Origin of the sequence: Pontibacillus chungwhensis BH030062 (genome assembly GCF_000770675.1) — a bacterium.
GTDB classification, from domain to species: domain Bacteria; phylum Bacillota; class Bacilli; order Bacillales; family BH030062; genus Pontibacillus; species Pontibacillus chungwhensis.
Genome location: NZ_AVBG01000004.1, coordinates 212,442 through 232,159 on the forward strand (window position 1 = coordinate 212,442; position 19,718 = coordinate 232,159).

Sequence of the window (19,718 nt, forward strand, 5' to 3'; positions counted from 1 at the left end):
GCTCGATTTTTTCTTATCCACTCCAATTTCGTAAGAAAGTCGCTGCATGTTTTTCTCCAAGAGAAATTAGCTTGTTAATAGAAGCCTCACTTAAATCAAAATCTGTCGTCTCTACATCTTCAACAGGAATAAAGATGATATCTACTGCATCCGCTTTATGAATATATCGCGCATCATGTGCTTGTTTCATGGTTACAAACAACGCTTGAAACATCTCTATAGCGTTTTTAATCTTACGAGCAGGAAGTTGATCATTCCCATTACTCAGTTTCATACCAAGAATTGGCCTCTTCCGTCTCTCTAAATTCGAGGTAAACACCCATATCGGAAAATTACTTAAAAGCCCTCCATCCACAATAAGACTTTTTTTATGATCTTTTCCGAACATCGGTTCAGGTATAAAAAAATAAGGAAGCCCTGCACTCATTCGCACTGCTTTCGCTACAGTAAATTCATTAGGAGAAATTCCGTACACTCTTTCTAAATCATCCGGAATAACTACAATTCTTCCTAAGGTTAAGTCTGAGGCAATCACTTTCAAAGACCCTTCTGGAAGATCTCGAAACGTATACACCCCTTTTTTTCCCAGCACTTCATAAATCCATTCTTCAAGTTTCTTCCCTTTATATAAACCCATTCGAAAATATAAAAAGAGCCAATTGGAAAAAGGAAACCAAGTTCCTATCTTAGGAGGATCTAATAATTTCTTGAGGTGCAGCTCCCGGAATAAGTGATGAATTTGCTTACTTTTATAACCAGCTGCAAGAAACGAAGCCATAATAGCACCAGCAGATGTCCCCGCTACTCGTTCAAATTGATACCCTTTCTGTTCAACAACTTCAATCGCACCTATAAAAGCAATAGCTTTTACACCCCCACCTGAGAAAACGCCATCAATTTTCATAAGACGCCCCTCCTTCCCCCTTTATGATTATCTATAATCTGAAAGAGCGTGTCCTAGACCAGAAACAGTAGCATAAACGCACTCATTTGTGACATGGGTGGATCTCATATAGGTGGTAATGAAATCCCGCTTAAGATTTGAGCCCTGTTTGTCGCTTTTGACATTTTGAAGATTGGTAGCGTCACTTCTCCCACGTTTTTAGTCGTATCATGGTTCTTTTCGGTCATCGTGAACCGGCTTTCAACATGCAGATGACCTTTTACGTCACTGCTCGTTCAACTTTGTCATACCTAAGTTTTTTTTAGTCATTCCTTCCAGGCTTTATGACAGCCCTTATTGGCTTTGAGCACGTCATGAACGTTTTACGACATTACGACGCCTGCTTGAACAGTCTTGTGCAAATCTAATAAGCAGACTAATAAGTCATAAAAAAAACACCTGAATAGTCAGGTGTTTAGTCTTCTTTCGCTTGTTCCTCATTTAGTTGTTGAACGAGTCGTAATTGTTCGATACATTTTGGATTTTCTTCAAAGAATTGAACAAGATCACCGATACGATCTATGGAATTCCAACTCATATGGTGTTCAATTCCCTCTACATCTTCGTATATGTTTTCTTTATTAACGCCGATAATTTGTAAGAATTGCTCTAATAACTCGTGACGGTACACTAGCCGTTTGCCAACTTTTTTCCCTTTAGAGGTTAACACAAGTCCTCTATATTTTTCGTAGTTCAGATACTGATCTCGGTCTAGCTTTTGTACCATTTTCGTAACAGATGATGGATGGACTTGAAGATTTTCAGCGATATCTGAAACTCGTGCATAGCCTTTATCCTCTATTAGCATATATATTTGTTCAATATAATCTTCCATACTTGGTGTTGGCATAAAAATCCTCCAATTCTGCCTCAGCCTACTGTTAAAAATGATACACTAGATTCCTTTCCATGACAAGATTGTCTTAAGTGAAATAACTGATCTTACTATTTGGAAAATACTCGTTGATGTAGGCTTCCATCGTCTTTTTTATATCCTCTTGAGTTTCGGTTGGATAGACGTATTTGCCAATCCCGTACCGTCCCCATTTATATTTTCGCTCTTCTTCATCCATTTCAAGCTTAGACTTTGGATAACGCTGGAGGATGACGCGTTTAGCTGGCTTTGTGAAACGATGCTGAATGAGTTCAAATGTTAAATCTTCCTCATCCACTGAAGATCCTTTCAACTGTTCATGGAGATGTGCAAACATTTTGTGATATCCTTCTTTCCACGTATCATCATATAAATAGATTGGGGCTACAATAAACCCTAGCGGATACCCTGCATCAGCTACCTTCCTCGCAGCTTCTAGCCTTTTATCCAAGGGTGATGTCCCTGGTTCAAAGTTTTTTATAACGTAATCTGCATTAATGCTGAAACGAAAGCGTGTATGACCGTTGTGCTCAGCATCCAACAAGTGGTCTACATGGTGATATTTCGTTACAAAACGAAGACGCCCCTTTTTCTGATCCCCCATAAATTCAATCGTCTTCTTTAACGAGTGAGTCAGGTGATCGATCCCTACAATATCGGACGTACACGCTGCTTCAAATCGGGTTGGTTCATCACGCTCTAAGATGTATTGATGAGCCTGATCAAAGATCTCTTCTAAGTTAACGTACGTTCTTATATAGGGCTTTTTGCCAAGAGTGGTTTGTAAATAACAGTAATGACAGTGCCCCATACAACCTGTGGCTAACGGAATGGCATATTCAGCTGAAGGTTTTGATGTATCAAATTTTAGTGTCTTTCTAACACCTAGGACAAACGTATTTTTAGCATTAGCATACTGCCTTAAATCATTGTCTCCTGGTATTCCACGTACTTGATTATGGGAAGTCGTTTCCCTTATCTCAATCCCTTGATCCTTGAACTTCTGATAGAGATCTTGTGCTAACTTATACTCCATCGCTCGTGGTTCCACATATACAAGTTTCGGCATAAATGGTTTCATACAGTTCACTCCTTTATGCCTTAGTATCACCAACTCTTGTGAGGTATTGCTGGTAATGAATGTATCTTAAATGACTTTGTTTAATGTTGTTATTACAAATAATTGTTCAAGAATAGGGCAGGAGTTTTGAAGACTCCAAACTTAGAGAATGTTTCCGTTTGCTTTAATCGAGTGTAAGGTGGGCCTGGAAACCACTCGCTTTCCTGTGGGGAGCTGGTGAGCCTCCTCACCCGGCAAAGCCCGGCCCCGAGCAAGCCCAAGCACTCATCAAACATAACGGTCCCTTCTAGCTAAAATACCTCAACTCCCCTCATTAACAGAGATCTAGATAAAAAACGCGTGAGAGTTGGATACTCTCACGCGCTTTTTGATATTTCTTACTTATAGTCCACACTTCAGCTGAGCGCCACAGTTTGTACATGTGTTACAGCCACCAGCGTCTTGAATTTTACCTTCTCGACAAACTGGGCATGTGTTGCCGACTTCAGAACCGATGGTTACATCAGTCTTATCTAGTTCATGAACAGTATCCATTAAAACGACTTTACGGTCATCTTCAAATAGTTCTTGTTGTTCCTCAAATGAGTTATCCTCTGCTTTAAGCGTAAGAACCTGAGCGTCACGGCTTCCGTCTACATAAACCGTTCCACCTTTTGCTCCACCACGGTATAGGCGCTGATAGACTTGTTCTACTTGCTCAACAGAATAACCTTTAGGTGCATTCACTGTTTTCGAGATCGAACTATCCACCCATCGTTGAATGACACATTGTACGTCAGCATGCGCTTCTGGTTCTAATTCCATTGCTGTTACGAACCAATCAGGTAAATTGTTTGGATCTTGTTCAGGGTGTTCACGCAGATACTGCTCTAAGATCTCAGCTTTCACTTCAATAAACTTACCTAGGCGGCCGCTTCGGTAATAAGAGAAGGAGAAGTATGGTTCAAGTCCTGTAGAAACGCCTACCATGGTACCTGTAGATCCTGTTGGAGCTACCGTTAAGAGGTGTGAGTTACGGATTCCGTACTCTAATATACCTTGGCGAATGTCTTCAGGCATGCCTTGCATGTATCCGGTATTAATGAACTTCATACGAAGCTCTTTTGTTTCTTCTTCTGTTTGCCCTTCTAAGAACGGGAAACTTCCTTTTTCTTTCGCGAGTTCAATGGAAGTGCGATAAGCAGTTGTGGCGATCGTTTCAAAGATCTCGTCCACTACTTTATTCCCTTCTTCAGAGCCGTAAGCTGTTTCTGTGTAGATTAATAAATCGTGCAGTCCCATTACTCCAAGGCCTATACGGCGCTCACCTAGAGCCTGCTTCTTGTTTTCTTCAAGGAAATAAGGAGTAGCATCGATCACGTTGTCTTGCATGCGCACGCCTGTTTGAACCGTGTTTTTTAACTTTTCAAAGTCTACCACTTTCGCTTCCTTATCGGCTACAGAAGCAAGGTTAACGGCTGCAAGGTTACAGACAGAATATGGTGCAAGAGGTTGTTCTCCACAAGGATTCGTCGCTACTACCTTGTGTCCATAACTTGTTGCGTTTGTTTTATCGTTGGCATTGTCAATAAAGAAGATGCCTGGTTCTGCTGAATAGGTAGCACAGATATTAATTAAGTTCCATAGGTCTTTCGCTTTCATACGGCGATACGTACGTACTTTATATCCCTTATCCGCCCATTCGCGAACGTCACCAGATTCATGCCATTCTTTATTGTAAGCTTTCATTTCTTCTTCTGTATAACTCTCAACATCAGGGAAGCGAAGATCATACATTTCATCATTCTCAACAGCGTCCATGAAGTCGTTTGTTAAACAAACCGAAATATTCGCACCTGTCAGGAACTCAGAGTTGTGTACATCATAATTTCCACCGAGATCTAGTTTTTCTTGTGCATCAGCGATGGCTGCATCTGTAAAGCCACCTCTTCCTTCAACGTTTTTATAATTAACGATACTTTGATACATGTCACGCTCTGTTGCGGATAGAGGAGTAAATTTCAATTTGGCTTTCGCTTGTTGTTTGATGACTTCATCATCTACATTCTCAATCAAGAAGCGAAGGATACGTGGGTTTTGCATCTTCGAGATGATGAACTCCACAATATCAGGATGCCAGTCTGCTAACATAATCATTTGAGCCAATTCGTTACGTTGATTCGCTACATCAACTCTCTAAGTCACCTTAGAGTTCAGACCATATCTTACACTGTTTCAAGTGCCCTCGCGCTTCGGAATCGCTTGATCCCTACTCTACTCGTTTCCACAATCGGTGTACTTTCGATGGTCGTTGAACCTTCTCCATATCATTAGTGTAGGAGCTTGGCTGCTGATTGTCTTATATAACTTATAATTTTCTAACCTTCACGCTTACCGTTTCCAGTTACGTTGTGGTTTACAAGTTACTACACTTATTAAGAGTTCCCAGCAATTCACGAGGTTTATTTATAGACGAGGCACTTATGCTGATTTACCACGTCTTGATCCGCCCTGTTCGACAAGGTGGGTCAGTTTTGCAATATCATCTAACCAAGAAACAGAACCTGATGATTTCCCGTTTACGCCTCTTGCAAGTGCGTTACGAGGACGTAGTGTTGAACCATTTGTTCCAACACCGCCACCACGACTCATAATCTCCATAACCTGCTTGCGGTGATCGGAAATGCCTTCACGGGAGTCTTGAATAAATGGCATGACGTAACAGTTGAAGTACGTTACATCCGTTTCAGAACCGGCTCCGTATAAAACACGGCCTGCTGGGATGAAGTTTAGGTTAGATAGTTCATTGTAAAACTGCTGGAACGATTCTTGTCTTTTCGTTTCATCAGTTTCAACAGCAGCTAGTCCAGTTGCGTTACGCTTAGCGATCTGCTCATAGAAGACCTCAAGAGGCTTATCAATAACGTCTAGTTTACGATTTATAATGCCTGTTTCCACTTCTTCTGGCTTATCAAGTACGCTTCTGAATTCTGGCTCTACTTTCACTTCAGCTTTAGCCTGCTGCCAATCGATTGAGACGATATACCCCAATCCCCTAGCTGGGAATTTAGGGTCGTCTTTAACCGTGAGTACGACAAAGTCCCCTTTAGTAAGCGTAACTTTCTCAGTATCTTTAAAAGCATAACGGTCTAGCATCACCAAACGGGATACACCAGCATGTGTGATGTTCATATCCTCAGTTACCGGATGTACCTGAGAGAATAAACCGATGTCTTTATTAAGTTGTTCTATGTTGATTTGATTCATTGTTTCATTCGCGGTTTGCATGAGCATACCTCTCCTCTACCATAAAAAGTGTCGGTTGAACTCGACATAATCTTGATGATAACTCTTAAAAGCCCGTCGTTCAACTAATACATATAACATACCACAAAAATGATCAACCAAACAATATATTGTGTTCGACATTTCAAACCCACCCATATATTGTGTTTTTTGAACAAGAGGTAGAAATTTTGTCAATCGCAAAATTCGCCAAGATTTGAAGCAAATAGAAGAAATATAAAGAGAAAAGTTGAATTTATAGATGGAACGTATTTTTTTCGAGATTGCCCTTCTCCACCTGTTTACTGCCTCCCTATATATAGGATGATCACTTACAAAATTTATCCCTCATCTCCTTAGCACTGCCCTTCATCTTCAAAACCTTAGTTATTATGAGAAATGTCGAATCATTAAAGCGATATGATTTTCCTCCTATGAACCCAATATCTTTTCACTCTCATTATTCATTACTCTTCATTTGAGTCATTTAAGGTTCTATTGGCTGTTCATATAGATAGTAGTCCCCACCAAAACTTCATCCAGTAAGAGCTTGACATACACGTTATACTGACAGTGTGAAATTCTAAAATGCACTACGCTTTCTAGCTTTAGAAAAAAACTTTGAATCTTGCTATAAAGCAATCTATAATAGAGAAAGAAGATAGAACTATAGGGGGAAGATTAATGACCGGATTATGGATACTACTTGGCTTACTTGTTGTTATTATCGGCTATGGTGTCATTAAGTATATGGCTCAACGTCGTTATTTGAAAACATTAACCTCTGAACAATTCAGACAAGGTTACCGTAAAGCTCAATTAATTGATGTGCGTGAACCAAACGAATTTAAATCAGGCCACATTTTAGGGGCCCGTAATATACCCGTTACTCAATTGAAGCAACGCTTACAAGAAGTTCGTCCTGACAAACCCGTTTATTTATACTGCCAGAACGGATCGCGCGCTGCGCGTGCCGCTTCTCTCCTTCACAAGAAGGGCTATAGCGACTTAAATCAGCTTCAGGGCGGATTTAAGAAATGGGATGGAAAAGTTAAATCAAGTTAAGAGCAAAAACGATTTACAATTTCCTAAACTAGAAAAGACTCCTCAAAAATTGAGGAGTCTTTTCTTTGTTTAATTTATTTCTGGTAACGTAGAACAGGTTTACGGGCAGCTGTGGTTTCATCCATACGCCCAACAATCGTCGTATGAGGGGCTTCTTGAACAATTTCAGGGTTGTCACTTGCTTCCTTATGAATTTGTCTCATTGCTCCAATAAACTCATCTAGCGTCTCTTTCGCTTCTGTCTCCGTTGGTTCTACCATCATCGCTTCTTCCACATTTAACGGGAAGTAAATCGTAGGCGGATGATAGCCGAAATCAAGAAGTCGCTTGGCCATATCAAGCGTTCTGACACCAAGTTTCTTCTGACGTTTTCCTGATAGTACAAACTCGTGTTTACAATGCTGTGAGAACGGGAGATCAAAGTCTTTCTCAAGTTCTCTCATCATATAGTTCGCATTCAATACGGCGTACTCACTTACTTGCTTTAACCCGTTAGCTCCCATTGTACGAATGTACGTATAAGCACGGACATTAATGCCGAAGTTTCCAAAATACGGTTTAACGCGACCGATTGAGTCTGGACGATTATCATCGAAAACATAACGTTCTTGTACTTTTGTTACAATTGGCTTTGGCAGATATGGAGCTAAATCACTCTTCACTCCAACTGGACCAGAACCAGGGCCACCACCACCATGGGGGCCGGTGAATGTTTTGTGTAAGTTCAAGTGCACAACATCAAATCCCATATCTCCTGGACGAGCGTATCCTAGAATGGCATTTAAATTAGCACCGTCATAATACAGTTTACCGCCTGCTTCATGGATGATCTCGGCCATGTCTAAGATTTCCTCTTCGAACAAACCAAGCGTATTTGGGTTGGTTAGCATAAGAGCAGCTGTGTTTTCATCAACCACACGTTTTAAGTCCTCTAAATCAACAAGTCCTTTTTCATTTGATTTTACCGTTACCGCTTCAAAACCTGCTACCGTTGCAGAGGCAGGGTTCGTTCCATGTGCAGAGTCAGGGACAATTACTTTCGTACGATTATAGTCCCCATTCGCTTCGTGGTAGGCCCGAATCATCATAAGTCCTGTCCACTCACCATGAGCTCCTGCAGCCGGTTGCAGCGTAACTTGATCCATACCTGTAATCGCTTCAAGAGATGTCTGAAGATCATACATTAAACCTAGTGCTCCTTGAACTGATTCTGGAGCTTGTAAGGGATGAATGTGACTAAATCCAGGCATACGAGCTACATCTTCATTCATTTTAGGGTTGTATTTCATCGTACATGACCCTAGCGGATAAAATCCAGAATCTACACCATGGTTTCGTTTGGAGAGAGCGGTGTAGTGACGCATAATCTGCAGTTCACTCACTTCTGGTAAATTAGCATCGATGTTTCTGACGTATGGAACTTCAACGTTTAAGTCTACCTCTGGTACATCTAAATCAGGCAAACTAAACCCTACGCGTCCTTCTTGGCTATGTTCAAAGATGAGCGGAAAATCTTCGTTACGCATATACATCCCCCAATTCCTTCACAAATCGATCGATCTCTTCCTTTGTACGCATTTCGGTCACGGCTACAAGCATATGGCCACCTAAATCAGAATGAATTCTTTCTAGGTCAAGACCACCAATCATCCCTTTTTCTTGAAGCTTTTCATTAAGTGTCGTTACAGACCCTTGAACTTGCAGAACAAATTCATTAAAGAAAGCATTTGAATACAACACTTGGAAGCCCGCCTCTTCGAATTGTTTCTTAGCATAGCGCGCTTTTTGCATATTTTGATAAGCCATTTCTTTAATGCCTTTCTTTCCAAGCGCACTAAGGGCTACAGATGTGCCTAGAGCGTTTAAAGCCTGGTTAGAACAAATGTTAGATGTTGCTTTATCCCTTCTGATGTGTTGTTCACGAGCTTGCAACGTTAGCACAAATCCCCTTCGCCCTTCTTCATCTTGGGTTTGGCCTACAAGACGCCCTGGAACTTTTCTCATTAATTTCTTCGTCGTAGCAAAATATCCACAGTGCGGTCCACCAAACTGTGCAGGAATACCGAACACTTGAGTATCCCCGACAACAATATCCGCTCCAAATTCACCAGGTGGTGTGAGGTACCCGAGAGCTAGAGGATTACTTGAAACTATAAACATTGCTTTTGAATCTTTTAAGATCTCTTGTACGTCTTCTAAAGGCTCAATTTGTCCGAAGAAGTTCGGATATTGAATGACGACGCCTGCAGTTTCTTCATCTAACTCGTCAGCTAGCATGGATAAGTTTGTCAAACCATCTCTTGCTTCGATCTCAACTACTTCAATGTTTTGTCCCATTGCGTAAGAATGAATAACTTCTAATGAGTGAGGGTGAATGGCTTTAGATACAAGAACTTTTTTCTTTTTGGTTTGACCGGCGCTTAATGTCACCGCCTCTGCAAGTGAGGTGCCCCCGTCGTACATAGAAGAGTTAGATACTTCCATCCCTGTTAGCTCAGATATCATCGTTTGGAATTCAAAGATTGCTTGTAGCTCTCCTTGAGAGATTTCTGGCTGATAAGGTGTGTAAGCTGTATAGAATTCTGAACGAGACAGTACATGATCTACAATGGAAGGGATGTAATGATCATAAACCCCTGCCCCTAGAAAAGATGTATAGTCTTTCGTATTGATGTTCTCCCCTGCTAGTTGAGATAGTTCTTTCATTAATTCAGGCTCACTAGCAGCTGGTTTTATATTTAAATCTCCTTTAAACCGAACTTTTTCAGGGATATCACTAAATAAAACATCTGTTGATTCAACACCAATACTGTCTAACATAGAACGTTTATCATGATCTGTCATAGGTAAATAACGAAATGTCATTGTAAAACCTCCCTCTCCCTTATCTTTAGCGCTTATAAAATGGTGTTGGTATTACTTTTGCTTTTAAGAATCGTTTGCGAACCTGAACAACAAGCTCTGTATCAGGCTCCGTATATTGTTTAGGAACAACGGCAAGGCCTATATTTTTCTCTAATGTCGGAGACTGTGTACCTGTGGTAACAAAACCTATTTCCTTATCGCCATCAAATACTTTATAACCGTGGCGCGGAATCCCTTTATCGATCATTTCAAGACCTACCAGTTTTCGGTCTGTCCCTTCTTCTTTTTGCTTCTTAAGAACAGCCTTGCCAATAAAGTCACCTTCTTTATCCACTTTGACAGCAAATCCAAGTCCAGCTTCAATCGGCGTAATATCTGCACTCAGTTCCTGCCCATATAAAGGAAGCTTTGCTTCAAAACGAAGCGTGTCCCTTGCTCCAAGACCAACAGGAAGTACCCCGTCCTTTTCGCCTTCAGCAAGAATGGCTCTCCAAAGAGCTCCCCCAGCATCAGGATGAATATAAATCTCAAATCCATCTTCTCCTGTATAACCAGTACGAGAAACAAGCGCTGCATGTTCAACTCCACTAAAGGAGACATCTTGCAAGAATCGGAAGAATTTGATTTCAGAAAGATCTTGATCCGTTAAACGTTGTAAAACTGCTTCAGCCTTCGGTCCTTGAATAGCAAGTTGGACATACTGGTCGGAGACGTTATGAAGCGTTGCGTTTTCTGTTAAATTTTCCTTTAGCCAATTGAAATCCTTGTCTGTATTCGCTGCATTCACCACAAGCAAATAAGACTGCTCCTGCAATTTATAGACAATCAGATCATCAACCGTCCCACCGTCTTCATAACAAAGAAATGTGTATTGCGCCCGGTTAGGTATTAATTTAGTCACATCATTCGTGAGCATCTTTTGCAGATAAGCTTCACTTTCTGGTCCCTCTACTAAAATTTCTCCCATATGAGAGACATCAAATAAACCTGCGCTATTACGTGTTGCATGATGTTCTTCTTTAATAGATGTAAATTGAACAGGAAGATCCCATCCTCCAAAGTCAACTGTTTTTGCTCCCCAGTCCCCGTAATGAGGGTGAAGAGGTGTACGTTTTAAATCAGCCATTTTTAATATCCCCCTATGTACATAATCGTTCGAACTTGCGCTATTTTTCTGAAAATTCAACATAAAAAAACAGAGAAGCCACTATTTACGTGTCATTCCCTGTCCGTTAACCAGAAAGTTTCGCAGTTTTTTTGCTGCTTTCTTCTTGGGTGGCCCTACGCAGGCACTCTCCAGAGGTGCGTCCTACAAGAGTCTTTTTGCCTGAGAGATTCACATCACTGTTTGCTCCTTCGGCGCCGCCAAGTTTCTGCGGTCTCTCCTCTTGTAATCATTCGCGATCATAATATTTTCATAAATGGTTCATACTAATTCATAAACGTTACGGAATAGTAAACACTAGTTTACAAATTCACTGTCATTATATCACACGGTTTTTGCACTGTGCACAAAAATTTATTGCTTGTAAAGGTAGGTTTACGCATGAATCCATCTATACAGATCGATACTTCTATTGATCCAATAGTAGCAACGAACATACAGTCAGAAGGCCCTTTTGCTTCATGGGAATTGTTCCAGATGGCTTATGAGACATCAAAGCACGTTGCCACCCCTGAGTTTAAGGGGTTACAATCGCCCAAGTACTTGCCCCATGTCGATTTTCTTCCTCACCAATTAAATTGTGCTGAACAAGTGGTTGAAGAGATGAACGGACGAGCAATCCTAGCAGACGAAGTGGGACTTGGTAAAACGATAGAAGCAGGATTAATATTAAAAGAATACATGATTCGCGGACTTGTCAAAAAAGTACTCATACTAGCCCCTGCCTCTCTCGTCAATCAGTGGGTACAAGAGATGAATCAGAAGTTCTATATCCCTGCAGCAGCTCAAAGGAAGTCTGCTATATGGGACTATGATGTTGTCGTATCCTCTATTGATACAGCTAAGCGACCTCCTCACCGAGAAAAACTCTTAGAAACAGAATACGACCTCATTATCATTGATGAGGCTCACAAATTAAAAAATCATAAAACAAAAAACTACGCCTTCGTAAGATCACTAAAGAAAAAGTATTGCCTTCTTCTTACGGCTACTCCGGTGCAGAACCACTTGGTTGATATTTTTAATTTAGTATCCATTTTAAAACCAGGTCACTTAGGAAACTATGAAGACTTTACAAAACGCTTTGGAAGAAACCGAAACCAGCTCTCAAATGATGAACATCTAAAAGAATTAGTCAAAAAAGTGATGGTCCGTAACCGACGCGATGAAACAGGTGTGGACTGGACAAAGCGAAATGTAGAAACCGTCTACATAGACTTCACAGAAGAAGAAAAGAATGCTTACGAAAAGCTATCTGAAGTTACAAGCGGCGGGATGGCTTTTTCCAACATCGTCCTTTTGCGAGAATTATGTTCGAGCCGCGAAGCGTGTTTCCTTTCTATTGAGAGTATGTTGAAGAATGAGGAGATTCATCCTTCAAGAGCTGAACAACTACAAGAGATGATTGGGTATATCGAGAAAATGCCTCATCACGCTAAAGCGCAAAAAGTGGTTGACTTAATCTCGAAGACGGATCAAAAATTCATTATTTTCACAGAATATCGAGCTTCTCAATATTATCTACAGTGGTATTTGCAACAGCACGGCATTACATCCGTTCCATTTAGGGGTGGCTTCAAGCGAAGTAAGAAGGATTGGATGAAGCAACTTTTCCAAAACCACGCCCAGGTTCTAATTGCTACAGAAGCTGGTGGGGAAGGAATTAACTTGCAGTTCTGTAACAATATGATTAACTATGACTTACCTTGGAATCCAATGCGCCTCGAACAACGCATCGGGCGTATTCACCGGTTTGGTCAGAAAGAAGACGTTAACATTTACAACTTTGCCATTCGAGACACGATTGAAGAACACGTCCTTTCCCTTCTTTATGAGAAAATCCACCTTTTCCAAAGGGTCGTCGGGAATTTAGATGCCATCTTGCAAAAACTTGAGCTTGATAATTTAGAAGATGAAATACAATCGATTTTTACAGAGTCTGCTTCAGATGGGGAAATGAAAGTAAAGCTTAATAACTTATCTTCCGTTATTTCGTACGCGATGGAACAAGATCAGGAGGTAGAAATGGATGGAACAACAGGCGCTTCATAGTTTCTTGCACCGCTACTTCACAGCTAATGAATGCTCGATTTTAGAAGACCGTGATGGCGTTATGAAAGTTCAGTTAACAGAAGAGCAAGATGAGGTACTGATGAACCGACCGTTTTATTGGAATTACGTCAAAAGGGTCAACGGCAAAGGAATTCCTATGCAAGTAACCTTTATTACCAACCCAAACCGTCGTGAAGAGAAGGGCGAATGGTTACACTTCGGCTCCCCTCGCGTTCACCAGATGTTTCAGATGCTACGAAAAAAAGGTCAAATCACAAGGCAATATGAACAAGTGGAAACGAATCAACAAACAAGTCTTACCCCTTGGCTTATCTTGAATGTTTCAATCAATTTTAAAGGGACACAAAAACGACAGGAGATTGTCTCATTAGGGCTTCAGTTGATTAACGGAAGTATGATCCCGCAATTTATGGACCGCTTAGGCTCTATTTCCCTTTCCCCTAAAATTCCAGATTACTGCTTTACTCTAACACCCATTATTAAGCTGCCAAGTGCATTAAAACGGATTGAAGCTTATTTACGTGGAAACGTTGCGAAGCAGGACCTTTCTTGGGGCGAAGATGCATTACGGTTGCTAGAAGAAGAAAAACAATTATTAGAGCACTTTTATAAAAACGATGTTCAAACTGAAGATGATGAAGATGAAGAAGCTGTTGAGCTAAAAGCCGAGGCTGTGGAAAGACTTGAAAGAGAAAAAAGTGCACTTCAACAACGGTACGAACCCAAAATTGAAGTGGATGTCATTAATTCCGGAATGATATATATCAGCCAGTCCACCTCTTCTAAAATGATTGCAGACCATCTAAAAGCTTAAACAAGCAGCGTCTAGATAGATAGACGCTGCTTTTCTTTACTTATGTTCGAGCGCTTATTAAGATGGAATTTCAACTCCCTTCACTTAAAGGTGGGAGATCTTCAAACCACAAAAAAGTCGTATGATCTCTAAAGAGCATACGACTTACAGTATGGAATGGTTCTTATTTCACATGCTTTTTGAACATAAACTTCAAAGCAAAAGGCAACATACCAAACCATCTAGAACTTATAGCTTCCTGCTGTTTCTTTTGTTCTTTTCGTTTCTTTCGTTCATCTTCAGGTAGATCCATATACTTCACAATTTCTTGCGTCATAAATTTCACATAGTCATTTCCAGACATAGATCCTCACCTCACATTAGGTGTACATGAGTAGTATGTCCAGAGATCGCTTATTTTATAACGTCGACTACTTGAACAACTATTTCATCCACAGTCCGATCAGTCGTGTTAACCGTCACATCAGCCCATTCTTTATAAGTAGGCAGTCGCTTTTCAAACAAAGCATGCCTTTTTTTATGATCTTGATTCCAAAGCGGTCGATTCGGATCATCTTGAAGACGTTCTATAATCGAATCGAAATCAGTATGTAAATATATAATTTTACCAGAACTCTCCATTACAACCTGATTACCAGTCGTTTCAATGATTCCTCCACCAGTAGCTATAACAGCACCTTTATTTTTCACTGAGTTTAACGCTTCTGCTTCATACTCACGGAACGACGCTTCTCCACCTTCAGCAAAAATATCTGGTATGCTTTTTTCATTCTTTTCCTCAATGAACTGATCTAAATCAATAAAAGGCTTTTGAAGTCGTTCAGCCAATTGTTTTCCGACGCTGGATTTACCACTTCCCATAAATCCAATCAAATAGATGTTTTTCAATCCCGTACCTCCTTAGTGTAGAGGCTGGTCTAACGTGGCCTGAATCAATGTCATTAGTCTTGGAGACACAGAATCAGGGTCAACCATGCCGTCTTTCTCTGTTTTCACTTGCATAAGGTCTTTTAAGATTTCATGTTGAGCATCCCCAAGATCAACGCCACCTTGCTCCAATGCAAACTTTAGTGCATACACTCGTTCATGCAAAACTTCTCGATCCAAAATCATCCACTCCTTTTGCCGTTTTATTCATCTTATCACAGCAAGAGCCATGAGAGCCACGGGGACAGGTTCATCGTCCCATCGTGTCTTGAAATTGAGAGAATGTTTCCGTTTGCTTTAATCGAGCGTAAGGTGGTTCGTGAAATCACTCGCTTTCCGCGGCCCCACACGACGTGGGGTTGTTCGACGTAGTCACAGGACGTGACGACCTTAGTCGAACTTCACCTTTCTTTTGGGGAGGCTCCTACTGCCACAGGAGTCTCGCAATTTCCCGAACCACCTCTGCCATATTTGGTGAAACGAAAACATGCAGTATGTGGCAACCTTGCAATTCGTTCCACCATTAATGTTGACATTAACAGATCTAAAAAAAATAATTAGGAAAAAAGAAGGAATTCCCCTTAACTTGTCGAAACCTTAACCAAACCACTATAGGAGGTGTTTCATGGATTGAATTTTGTCACCCAGCAGTCTGAAGACATTTTATCTAAAGCCACCACACAACGTTCCTCTGATATTCACTTTTGTCCAGAAGGTGATTCGGTTCATATTTACTTTCGAATCGATGGCTACCGCACCTTTTCTTCCTCCCTCACACGCCAGCAGTACACACCGCTTCTTTCTTACTTTAAGTTCACATCAGGTATGGACATTGGAGAAACCCTAACGCCACAAGACGGGAAGTCTCAGTATGTGAGCGGAACCCACTCGTTTGATTTACGCCTTTCAACCTTGCCTCTTGAAGAAACCGAAAGCCTCGCCATTCGTATTCTCCCTCAGAAAGAAGACCTTCCACTTGAATCCCTTTTCTTATTCCCATCTCAAACGACTCAACTCAGAAAGTGGATCGGCCGACATACCGGGATTATTCTCTTTACTGGCCCTACCGGAAGCGGTAAAACCACCACACTTTATGCTCTGCTCCAAACATTATTAAAAGAACAGTCATACCAAACCATTACATTAGAAGATCCTATTGAACAAAGGCTCCATGATATTCTCCAAGTACAAGTAAATGAGAAAGCAGGTATGGATTATTACGCCGGTCTTAAGGCGGCCCTTCGGCATGACCCAGATATCTTGATGCTCGGCGAGATCAGGGATGAAAAGACCGCTCAATTTGCCTTTCACGCCGCGCATACAGGCCATTTGGTGCTCTCTACCCTTCACGCCAAAAATGCTTATGGAACGATTTATCGCTTACTCGAGATGGGAATATCTAAAACGGATCTCGAACAAACGTTAATCGCGATTGCCTCTCAACAGTTACTTCCCATTGTTTGCCCAAATCCCCTTAAACAAAAGCGAACCGCCATTCTTGAAATGTTAGAGGGACATGAATTACAAGCAGCGCTGGCTGGGCACTCCCCTTACAAATCACCATCGTACCCTTCATTTGCTAATTTAAGGAGGAAAGCCTATGCCCTTGGGTTCATTACGTAACTTTCCTAAGCAATTCTTGGTATATCGCGCTTCGTCCATTCCTACAAAGATACAAGTTCGGTTTTTACAACGTCTTTCCCATCTCCTTACCAGAGGATATTCGCTTCAAAACGCTCTCGAGATTTTATCCTTCGATTCAAACTTAAAGCCAACCATTAAGCAGTTAAAGTATCATTTATTAGATGGAGAATCTCTTGAAGACACACTTGAGGCGTTAGGATTCTCTAAGTATGTTGTTTCTTTCTTACATGTTTCTAAAATGGATAATCGAATTGAAGACGCCTTAATCAAAGGAAGTAACCTCCTTCATAAACAACAAACGTATCAAAAAAAGTTCGTTACCCTTATCCGCTATCCACTTGTTTTATTTTGCTTATTTATCGGAATCATCATGTTCACCAAGCAGTTTCTTTTGCCAACTTTTTTGCAACTGTATGCTTCTATGAATTATGAATCTACAAAGGTCACCCAACTCATTAAAGGGTTAGATATTGTTTCAAGCATCCTACTTTGGTCCCTACCTATAACAGGAGCCATGATTGTAGTATGGATTTCTACAAAAAATCGTTTCACCTCTCAACAATTAGCCTCTCTATATGAACGAATACCTTTAATAAGAGGGTTCATCACAATGCAGACAACATTTTTGTTCACTTACCACTTCGGATGCTTGCTCCAATCAGGTGTTTCTGTTCAAAAGAGCCTCTCTCTTTTATCAACTTCTCATCACTTTCCGATCCTCCACTTACAAGCTAAATACCTTTACGAAGAACTAGAAGCCGGTACTACTTTAGCATCCGGCATAAGAAAATGTTCTTTTCTAAAGGAAGACCTCGCAACACTAGTCCACCAAAGTCAAAACGAAGGAAAACTTTCTGATGATTTACTCGTCTATTCCGAATGGACAATAGACGAGATTGAACAAAAAGCAGGTAAATTTCTGTCTTTCATTCAGCCCGTCATGTTCCTATTGCTTGGTTTTAGCATTTTGTTTATATACTCATCCATTATGATGCCCATCTTTGAATGGATGAAAAATATGTAGAAAGGATGTACTCTATGAACAACCAAAAAGGATTTACCTTAATTGAAATGTTAATTGTGCTTATGATCATTGCAACCCTTCTGCTTGTCACCATACCAAACCTAGCCTCAAATAACTCCATGGTGGAAGCTAAAGGGTGCGAGGCTATGGTCAAGCTAGCAGAAACACAAGTACAAGCTTATAAAATCGAAAAAAAGAGCATGCCAACTGACCTCGCTACGCTCGTAACAGAAGGGTATTTAGAGCAAGAAACTTGCCCTGGAGGAGAAACACTTACTCTAAATACAGATGGGACTGTTACCCCAACTCTTAATGAATAAGAACGAGCAAGGCTTTACACTAATCGAAATGATGGTCTCTTTATGTATTTTTGGGATCATCATTAGTTTAACGATTACACTATCTGACCGCTTATTTGTTCAAGCACAAGAAGACCTTTTCTTAAAACAATTTCATGAGGATGTCCTGTTTATGCAGCAAGAAACCATGACCAAACAACAAGAGCACAAGCTCGTCTTCTTTACTTCTAAAGGAGAATATAAAATATATATAAACGGGTATAGTGAGGTTGTGCTAACTAGATTGATCCCTCCTCGATGGTCCATTCAGTTAAGAACGTTAAAAAAACCTCTGGAATTTCAATTTGATGGACAGACGGTTCAACCAGGGAAAATTGCATTCCTCTCTCCTCATAACACCTTTGTGGTTACATTCCCGTTTGGAAAGGCACGCTTTTATGTTACAAAACAATAAAGGATTTGCCCTTTTAGATGCATTGTATAGCCTTAGTTTAATGTTGGTTATTACGTTGTCATTGTTTCCCATTCTCCAAATTGTGTTTGCTAAGCAGTATGAATTAGAAACTAGACGTAAAATGGCAGTTCATTTGCACAACGAGTTGATACAACTTGAAGAGAATTTACCAGATCAAGAAATAATAGGGGTTACTGTGAATGGCATACACGGCTCATTACATGTAGAGACAGAGCAAAACCAAGTGAAGGGATGCCTTACTTGGAAATTAAATGAGAAAGGAGGGGATGAGTATATTTGCTTCTATGTACCTCCTAAGGGGAAATAGAGGATTTACGATGATCGAGGCGCTATTTGCTTTAATGATATCACTAAGTATATCTTTTATGCTCCCTATCTTAATGCAGGTGATCTCAACCACTTATACAATCAACTATGTAGAGGACGCTAAAATCCACCAATTTTTCCTGTTTGTCCAAGAGGAGTTGTACCATACACAAGAGGCTCACCTAACTCAACTAGGAATTCAATTTGTTCAACATAACGGAAAAGTAATTACCATTGAACAAAGTGGATCGAACATTGTTAGACAAGTAAATAACACGGGGCAAGAACGCCTTCTGTTTGATGTTCAAGAATTCAGTGTTAAACGATCTAATGAATACATCACTTTACATGTAGAGCTTTTAGGGGGTGAACATATTGATAAACATTTCCGTCTCTTTAAACAATCAGAAGGGTTTCACTTTTCCTCTCTTATTGTCCCTTACTCTATTCACACTCCTTCTCATAAGTTCCTCCCTCTTATCATATGCTAATCGCGTTCAAATGACAGAAAACCATATCGAACAACTTAAAATGGAAACTCTATACGAACGAGCTCAACATAATGTAGCGGAGAGTTGGACACCTTTGTGGGATGAAGAGGTAACACAAAGGTTATACAAGTACCCTGATGGAGAAGTAAACGTTTTGTACAATCCTTTTAATGAGGATGAAACACAGATTGAATATAGCATCTTAACAAACGATGGATACCAGAAGACAGTCACACAGCAATTTCCCAAAGCTCAAAAAGACCCCTATTAAAATTAATAGGGGTTTCATGTATAATCACTTTAAAATGTGGCATGATAATGGATGTAACGTCGTTGGGCTATAGCCAAGCGGTAAGGCAGCGGTTTTTGGTACCGTTACGCGCTGGTTCGAATCCAGCTAGCCCAGTC

Annotated in this window: 19 protein-coding genes, 1 tRNA gene, 2 pseudogenes and 2 riboswitches; of the genes and pseudogenes, 11 read left to right on the forward strand and 11 right to left on the reverse strand. The window is 40.6% G+C overall.

Annotated features, from left to right (window positions below):
• Nucleotides 1-13: 13 nt before the first annotated feature.
• From N780_RS07785 to N780_RS07805, 5 genes and pseudogenes are all read right to left on the reverse strand, one after another.
• On the reverse strand, nt 14-904 hold the full coding sequence (locus N780_RS07785; RefSeq protein WP_036782082.1) for a patatin-like phospholipase family protein: 891 nt from the start codon (nt 902-904) through the stop codon (nt 14-16).
• A 454-nt stretch (nt 905-1,358) separates the two neighbouring features.
• Entirely contained in the window at nt 1,359-1,793 is a 435-nt protein-coding gene (gene mntR, locus N780_RS07790) for a transcriptional regulator MntR (protein WP_036782085.1), read from the reverse strand.
• 73 nt (nt 1,794-1,866) lie between these two features.
• Entirely contained in the window at nt 1,867-2,898 is a 1,032-nt protein-coding gene (splB, locus tag N780_RS07795) for a spore photoproduct lyase (RefSeq protein WP_036782087.1), read from the reverse strand.
• Nucleotides 2,899-3,279: 381 nt separating this feature from the next.
• Nucleotides 3,280-5,040, reverse strand: a pseudogene (locus N780_RS07800) (vitamin B12-dependent ribonucleotide reductase); the annotation flags it as partial.
• 330 nt (nt 5,041-5,370) lie between these two features.
• Nucleotides 5,371-6,165 (reverse strand): annotated as a pseudogene (locus N780_RS07805) (ribonucleotide reductase barrel domain-containing protein); the annotation flags it as partial.
• A gap of 681 nt (nt 6,166-6,846) precedes the next feature.
• Here N780_RS07805 and N780_RS07810 point away from each other — a divergent pair.
• Nucleotides 6,847-7,227 carry a rhodanese-like domain-containing protein gene (locus N780_RS07810; RefSeq protein ID WP_036782089.1) on the forward strand — a complete coding sequence of 127 codons (381 nt, stop codon included), beginning with the start codon at nt 6,847-6,849 and terminating at the stop codon, nt 7,225-7,227.
• 74 nt (nt 7,228-7,301) lie between these two features.
• Here N780_RS07810 and gcvPB read toward each other — a convergent pair whose 3' ends face one another.
• Genes gcvPB through gcvT form a run of 3 tightly spaced genes read right to left on the reverse strand, consistent with a single transcriptional unit; the run spans nt 7,302 to nt 11,218 of the window.
• Nucleotides 7,302-8,753: an aminomethyl-transferring glycine dehydrogenase subunit GcvPB gene (gene gcvPB / locus N780_RS07815; protein ID WP_036782091.1), complete on the reverse strand. Its 1,452-nt coding sequence runs from the start codon at nt 8,751-8,753 to the stop codon at nt 7,302-7,304.
• On the reverse strand, nt 8,746-10,092 hold the full coding sequence (gcvPA, locus tag N780_RS07820; RefSeq protein ID WP_036782092.1) for an aminomethyl-transferring glycine dehydrogenase subunit GcvPA: 1,347 nt from the start codon (nt 10,090-10,092) through the stop codon (nt 8,746-8,748). The genes gcvPB and gcvPA overlap by 8 nt, the downstream gene beginning before the upstream one ends.
• A 25-nt stretch (nt 10,093-10,117) precedes the next feature.
• On the reverse strand, nt 10,118-11,218 hold the full coding sequence (gene gcvT / locus N780_RS07825) for a glycine cleavage system aminomethyltransferase GcvT (protein ID WP_036782093.1): 1,101 nt from the start codon (nt 11,216-11,218) through the stop codon (nt 10,118-10,120).
• Between the two features lie 97 nt (nt 11,219-11,315).
• Nucleotides 11,316-11,394, reverse strand: a riboswitch (glycine riboswitch).
• 3 nt (nt 11,395-11,397) lie between these two features.
• Nucleotides 11,398-11,490: riboswitch (glycine riboswitch) on the reverse strand.
• Between the two features lie 148 nt (nt 11,491-11,638).
• Between gcvT and N780_RS07830 the strand changes: the two genes are divergently transcribed.
• Together N780_RS07830 and N780_RS07835 are read left to right on the forward strand one after the other, a co-directional pair.
• Nucleotides 11,639-13,309: a DEAD/DEAH box helicase gene (locus N780_RS07830; RefSeq protein WP_036782094.1), complete on the forward strand. Its 1,671-nt coding sequence runs from the start codon at nt 11,639-11,641 to the stop codon at nt 13,307-13,309.
• Nucleotides 13,287-14,144 carry a YqhG family protein gene (locus N780_RS07835; protein ID WP_036782095.1) on the forward strand — a complete coding sequence of 286 codons (858 nt, stop codon included), beginning with the start codon at nt 13,287-13,289 and terminating at the stop codon, nt 14,142-14,144. The genes N780_RS07830 and N780_RS07835 overlap by 23 nt, the downstream gene beginning before the upstream one ends.
• A gap of 163 nt (nt 14,145-14,307) precedes the next feature.
• Here the strand turns inward: N780_RS07835 and N780_RS07840 are convergent, their stop codons facing one another.
• Genes N780_RS07840 through N780_RS07850 form a run of 3 tightly spaced genes read right to left on the reverse strand, consistent with a single transcriptional unit; the run spans nt 14,308 to nt 15,251 of the window.
• Nucleotides 14,308-14,487, reverse strand: coding sequence for a YqzE family protein (locus N780_RS07840; RefSeq protein WP_036782096.1), 180 nt, complete (start codon nt 14,485-14,487; stop codon nt 14,308-14,310).
• 50 nt (nt 14,488-14,537) lie between these two features.
• Nucleotides 14,538-15,032, reverse strand: a complete 495-nt coding sequence (locus N780_RS07845) for a shikimate kinase (RefSeq protein WP_036782097.1) — start codon at nt 15,030-15,032, stop codon at nt 14,538-14,540.
• 12 nt (nt 15,033-15,044) lie between these two features.
• On the reverse strand, nt 15,045-15,251 hold the full coding sequence (locus N780_RS07850; protein WP_036782098.1) for a hypothetical protein: 207 nt from the start codon (nt 15,249-15,251) through the stop codon (nt 15,045-15,047).
• 450 nt (nt 15,252-15,701) lie between these two features.
• Between N780_RS07850 and comGA the strand changes: the two genes are divergently transcribed.
• The 8 genes from comGA to N780_RS07885 all read left to right on the forward strand — a co-directional run bounded on the left by comGA (nt 15,702) and on the right by N780_RS07885 (nt 19,716).
• Nucleotides 15,702-16,694, forward strand: coding sequence for a competence type IV pilus ATPase ComGA (comGA, locus tag N780_RS07855; protein ID WP_036782100.1), 993 nt, complete (start codon nt 15,702-15,704; stop codon nt 16,692-16,694).
• On the forward strand, nt 16,672-17,739 hold the full coding sequence (comGB, locus tag N780_RS07860; protein WP_036782102.1) for a competence type IV pilus assembly protein ComGB: 1,068 nt from the start codon (nt 16,672-16,674) through the stop codon (nt 17,737-17,739). Before comGA ends, comGB begins: the two co-directional genes overlap by 23 nt.
• 14 nt (nt 17,740-17,753) lie before the next feature.
• On the forward strand, nt 17,754-18,059 hold the full coding sequence (gene comGC / locus N780_RS07865) for a competence type IV pilus major pilin ComGC (protein WP_036782104.1): 306 nt from the start codon (nt 17,754-17,756) through the stop codon (nt 18,057-18,059).
• Nucleotides 18,052-18,492 (forward strand): competence type IV pilus minor pilin ComGD, encoded by a 441-nt coding sequence (gene comGD / locus N780_RS07870; protein ID WP_198135841.1) that lies wholly within the window; start codon nt 18,052-18,054, stop codon nt 18,490-18,492. Before comGC ends, comGD begins: the two co-directional genes overlap by 8 nt.
• Nucleotides 18,476-18,820 (forward strand): hypothetical protein, encoded by a 345-nt coding sequence (locus N780_RS07875; RefSeq protein WP_036782108.1) that lies wholly within the window; start codon nt 18,476-18,478, stop codon nt 18,818-18,820. Before comGD ends, N780_RS07875 begins: the two co-directional genes overlap by 17 nt.
• 10 nt (nt 18,821-18,830) lie before the next feature.
• Complete coding sequence (locus N780_RS07880; RefSeq protein ID WP_036782110.1) at nt 18,831-19,310, forward strand: ComGF family competence protein; 480 nt, start codon at nt 18,831-18,833, stop codon at nt 19,308-19,310.
• A gap of 10 nt (nt 19,311-19,320) precedes the next feature.
• Complete coding sequence (locus N780_RS19750; RefSeq protein WP_156969106.1) at nt 19,321-19,581, forward strand: hypothetical protein; 261 nt, start codon at nt 19,321-19,323, stop codon at nt 19,579-19,581.
• A 63-nt stretch (nt 19,582-19,644) separates the two neighbouring features.
• Nucleotides 19,645-19,716, forward strand: a tRNA-Gln gene (locus tag N780_RS07885).
• The last annotated feature ends 2 nt before the right edge of the window (nt 19,717-19,718 follow it).

Coding starts and splice junctions, on each gene's coding strand:
- comGC (WP_036782104.1), top strand. CDS start 17,754: ATGAACAACCAAAAAGGATTTACCTTAATTGAAATGTTAATTGTGCTT.
- mntR (WP_036782085.1), bottom strand. CDS start 1,793: ATGCCAACACCAAGTATGGAAGATTATATTGAACAAATATATATGCTA.
- N780_RS07880 (WP_036782110.1), top strand. CDS start 18,831: ATGATCGAGGCGCTATTTGCTTTAATGATATCACTAAGTATATCTTTT.
- gcvT (WP_036782093.1), bottom strand. CDS start 11,218: ATGGCTGATTTAAAACGTACACCTCTTCACCCTCATTACGGGGACTGG.
- N780_RS19750 (WP_156969106.1), top strand. CDS start 19,321: ATGACAGAAAACCATATCGAACAACTTAAAATGGAAACTCTATACGAA.
- N780_RS07835 (WP_036782095.1), top strand. CDS start 13,287: ATGGAACAACAGGCGCTTCATAGTTTCTTGCACCGCTACTTCACAGCT.
- splB (WP_036782087.1), bottom strand. CDS start 2,898: ATGAAACCATTTATGCCGAAACTTGTATATGTGGAACCACGAGCGATG.
- gcvPA (WP_036782092.1), bottom strand. CDS start 10,092: ATGACATTTCGTTATTTACCTATGACAGATCATGATAAACGTTCTATG.
- N780_RS07875 (WP_036782108.1), top strand. CDS start 18,476: ATGTTACAAAACAATAAAGGATTTGCCCTTTTAGATGCATTGTATAGC.
- gcvPB (WP_036782091.1), bottom strand. CDS start 8,753: ATGCGTAACGAAGATTTTCCGCTCATCTTTGAACATAGCCAAGAAGGA.
- N780_RS07785 (WP_036782082.1), bottom strand. CDS start 904: ATGAAAATTGATGGCGTTTTCTCAGGTGGGGGTGTAAAAGCTATTGCT.
- N780_RS07810 (WP_036782089.1), top strand. CDS start 6,847: ATGACCGGATTATGGATACTACTTGGCTTACTTGTTGTTATTATCGGC.
- N780_RS07830 (WP_036782094.1), top strand. CDS start 11,639: ATGAATCCATCTATACAGATCGATACTTCTATTGATCCAATAGTAGCA.
- comGD (WP_198135841.1), top strand. CDS start 18,052: ATGAATAAGAACGAGCAAGGCTTTACACTAATCGAAATGATGGTCTCT.
- N780_RS07840 (WP_036782096.1), bottom strand. CDS start 14,487: ATGTCTGGAAATGACTATGTGAAATTTATGACGCAAGAAATTGTGAAG.
- comGB (WP_036782102.1), top strand. CDS start 16,672: ATGCCCTTGGGTTCATTACGTAACTTTCCTAAGCAATTCTTGGTATAT.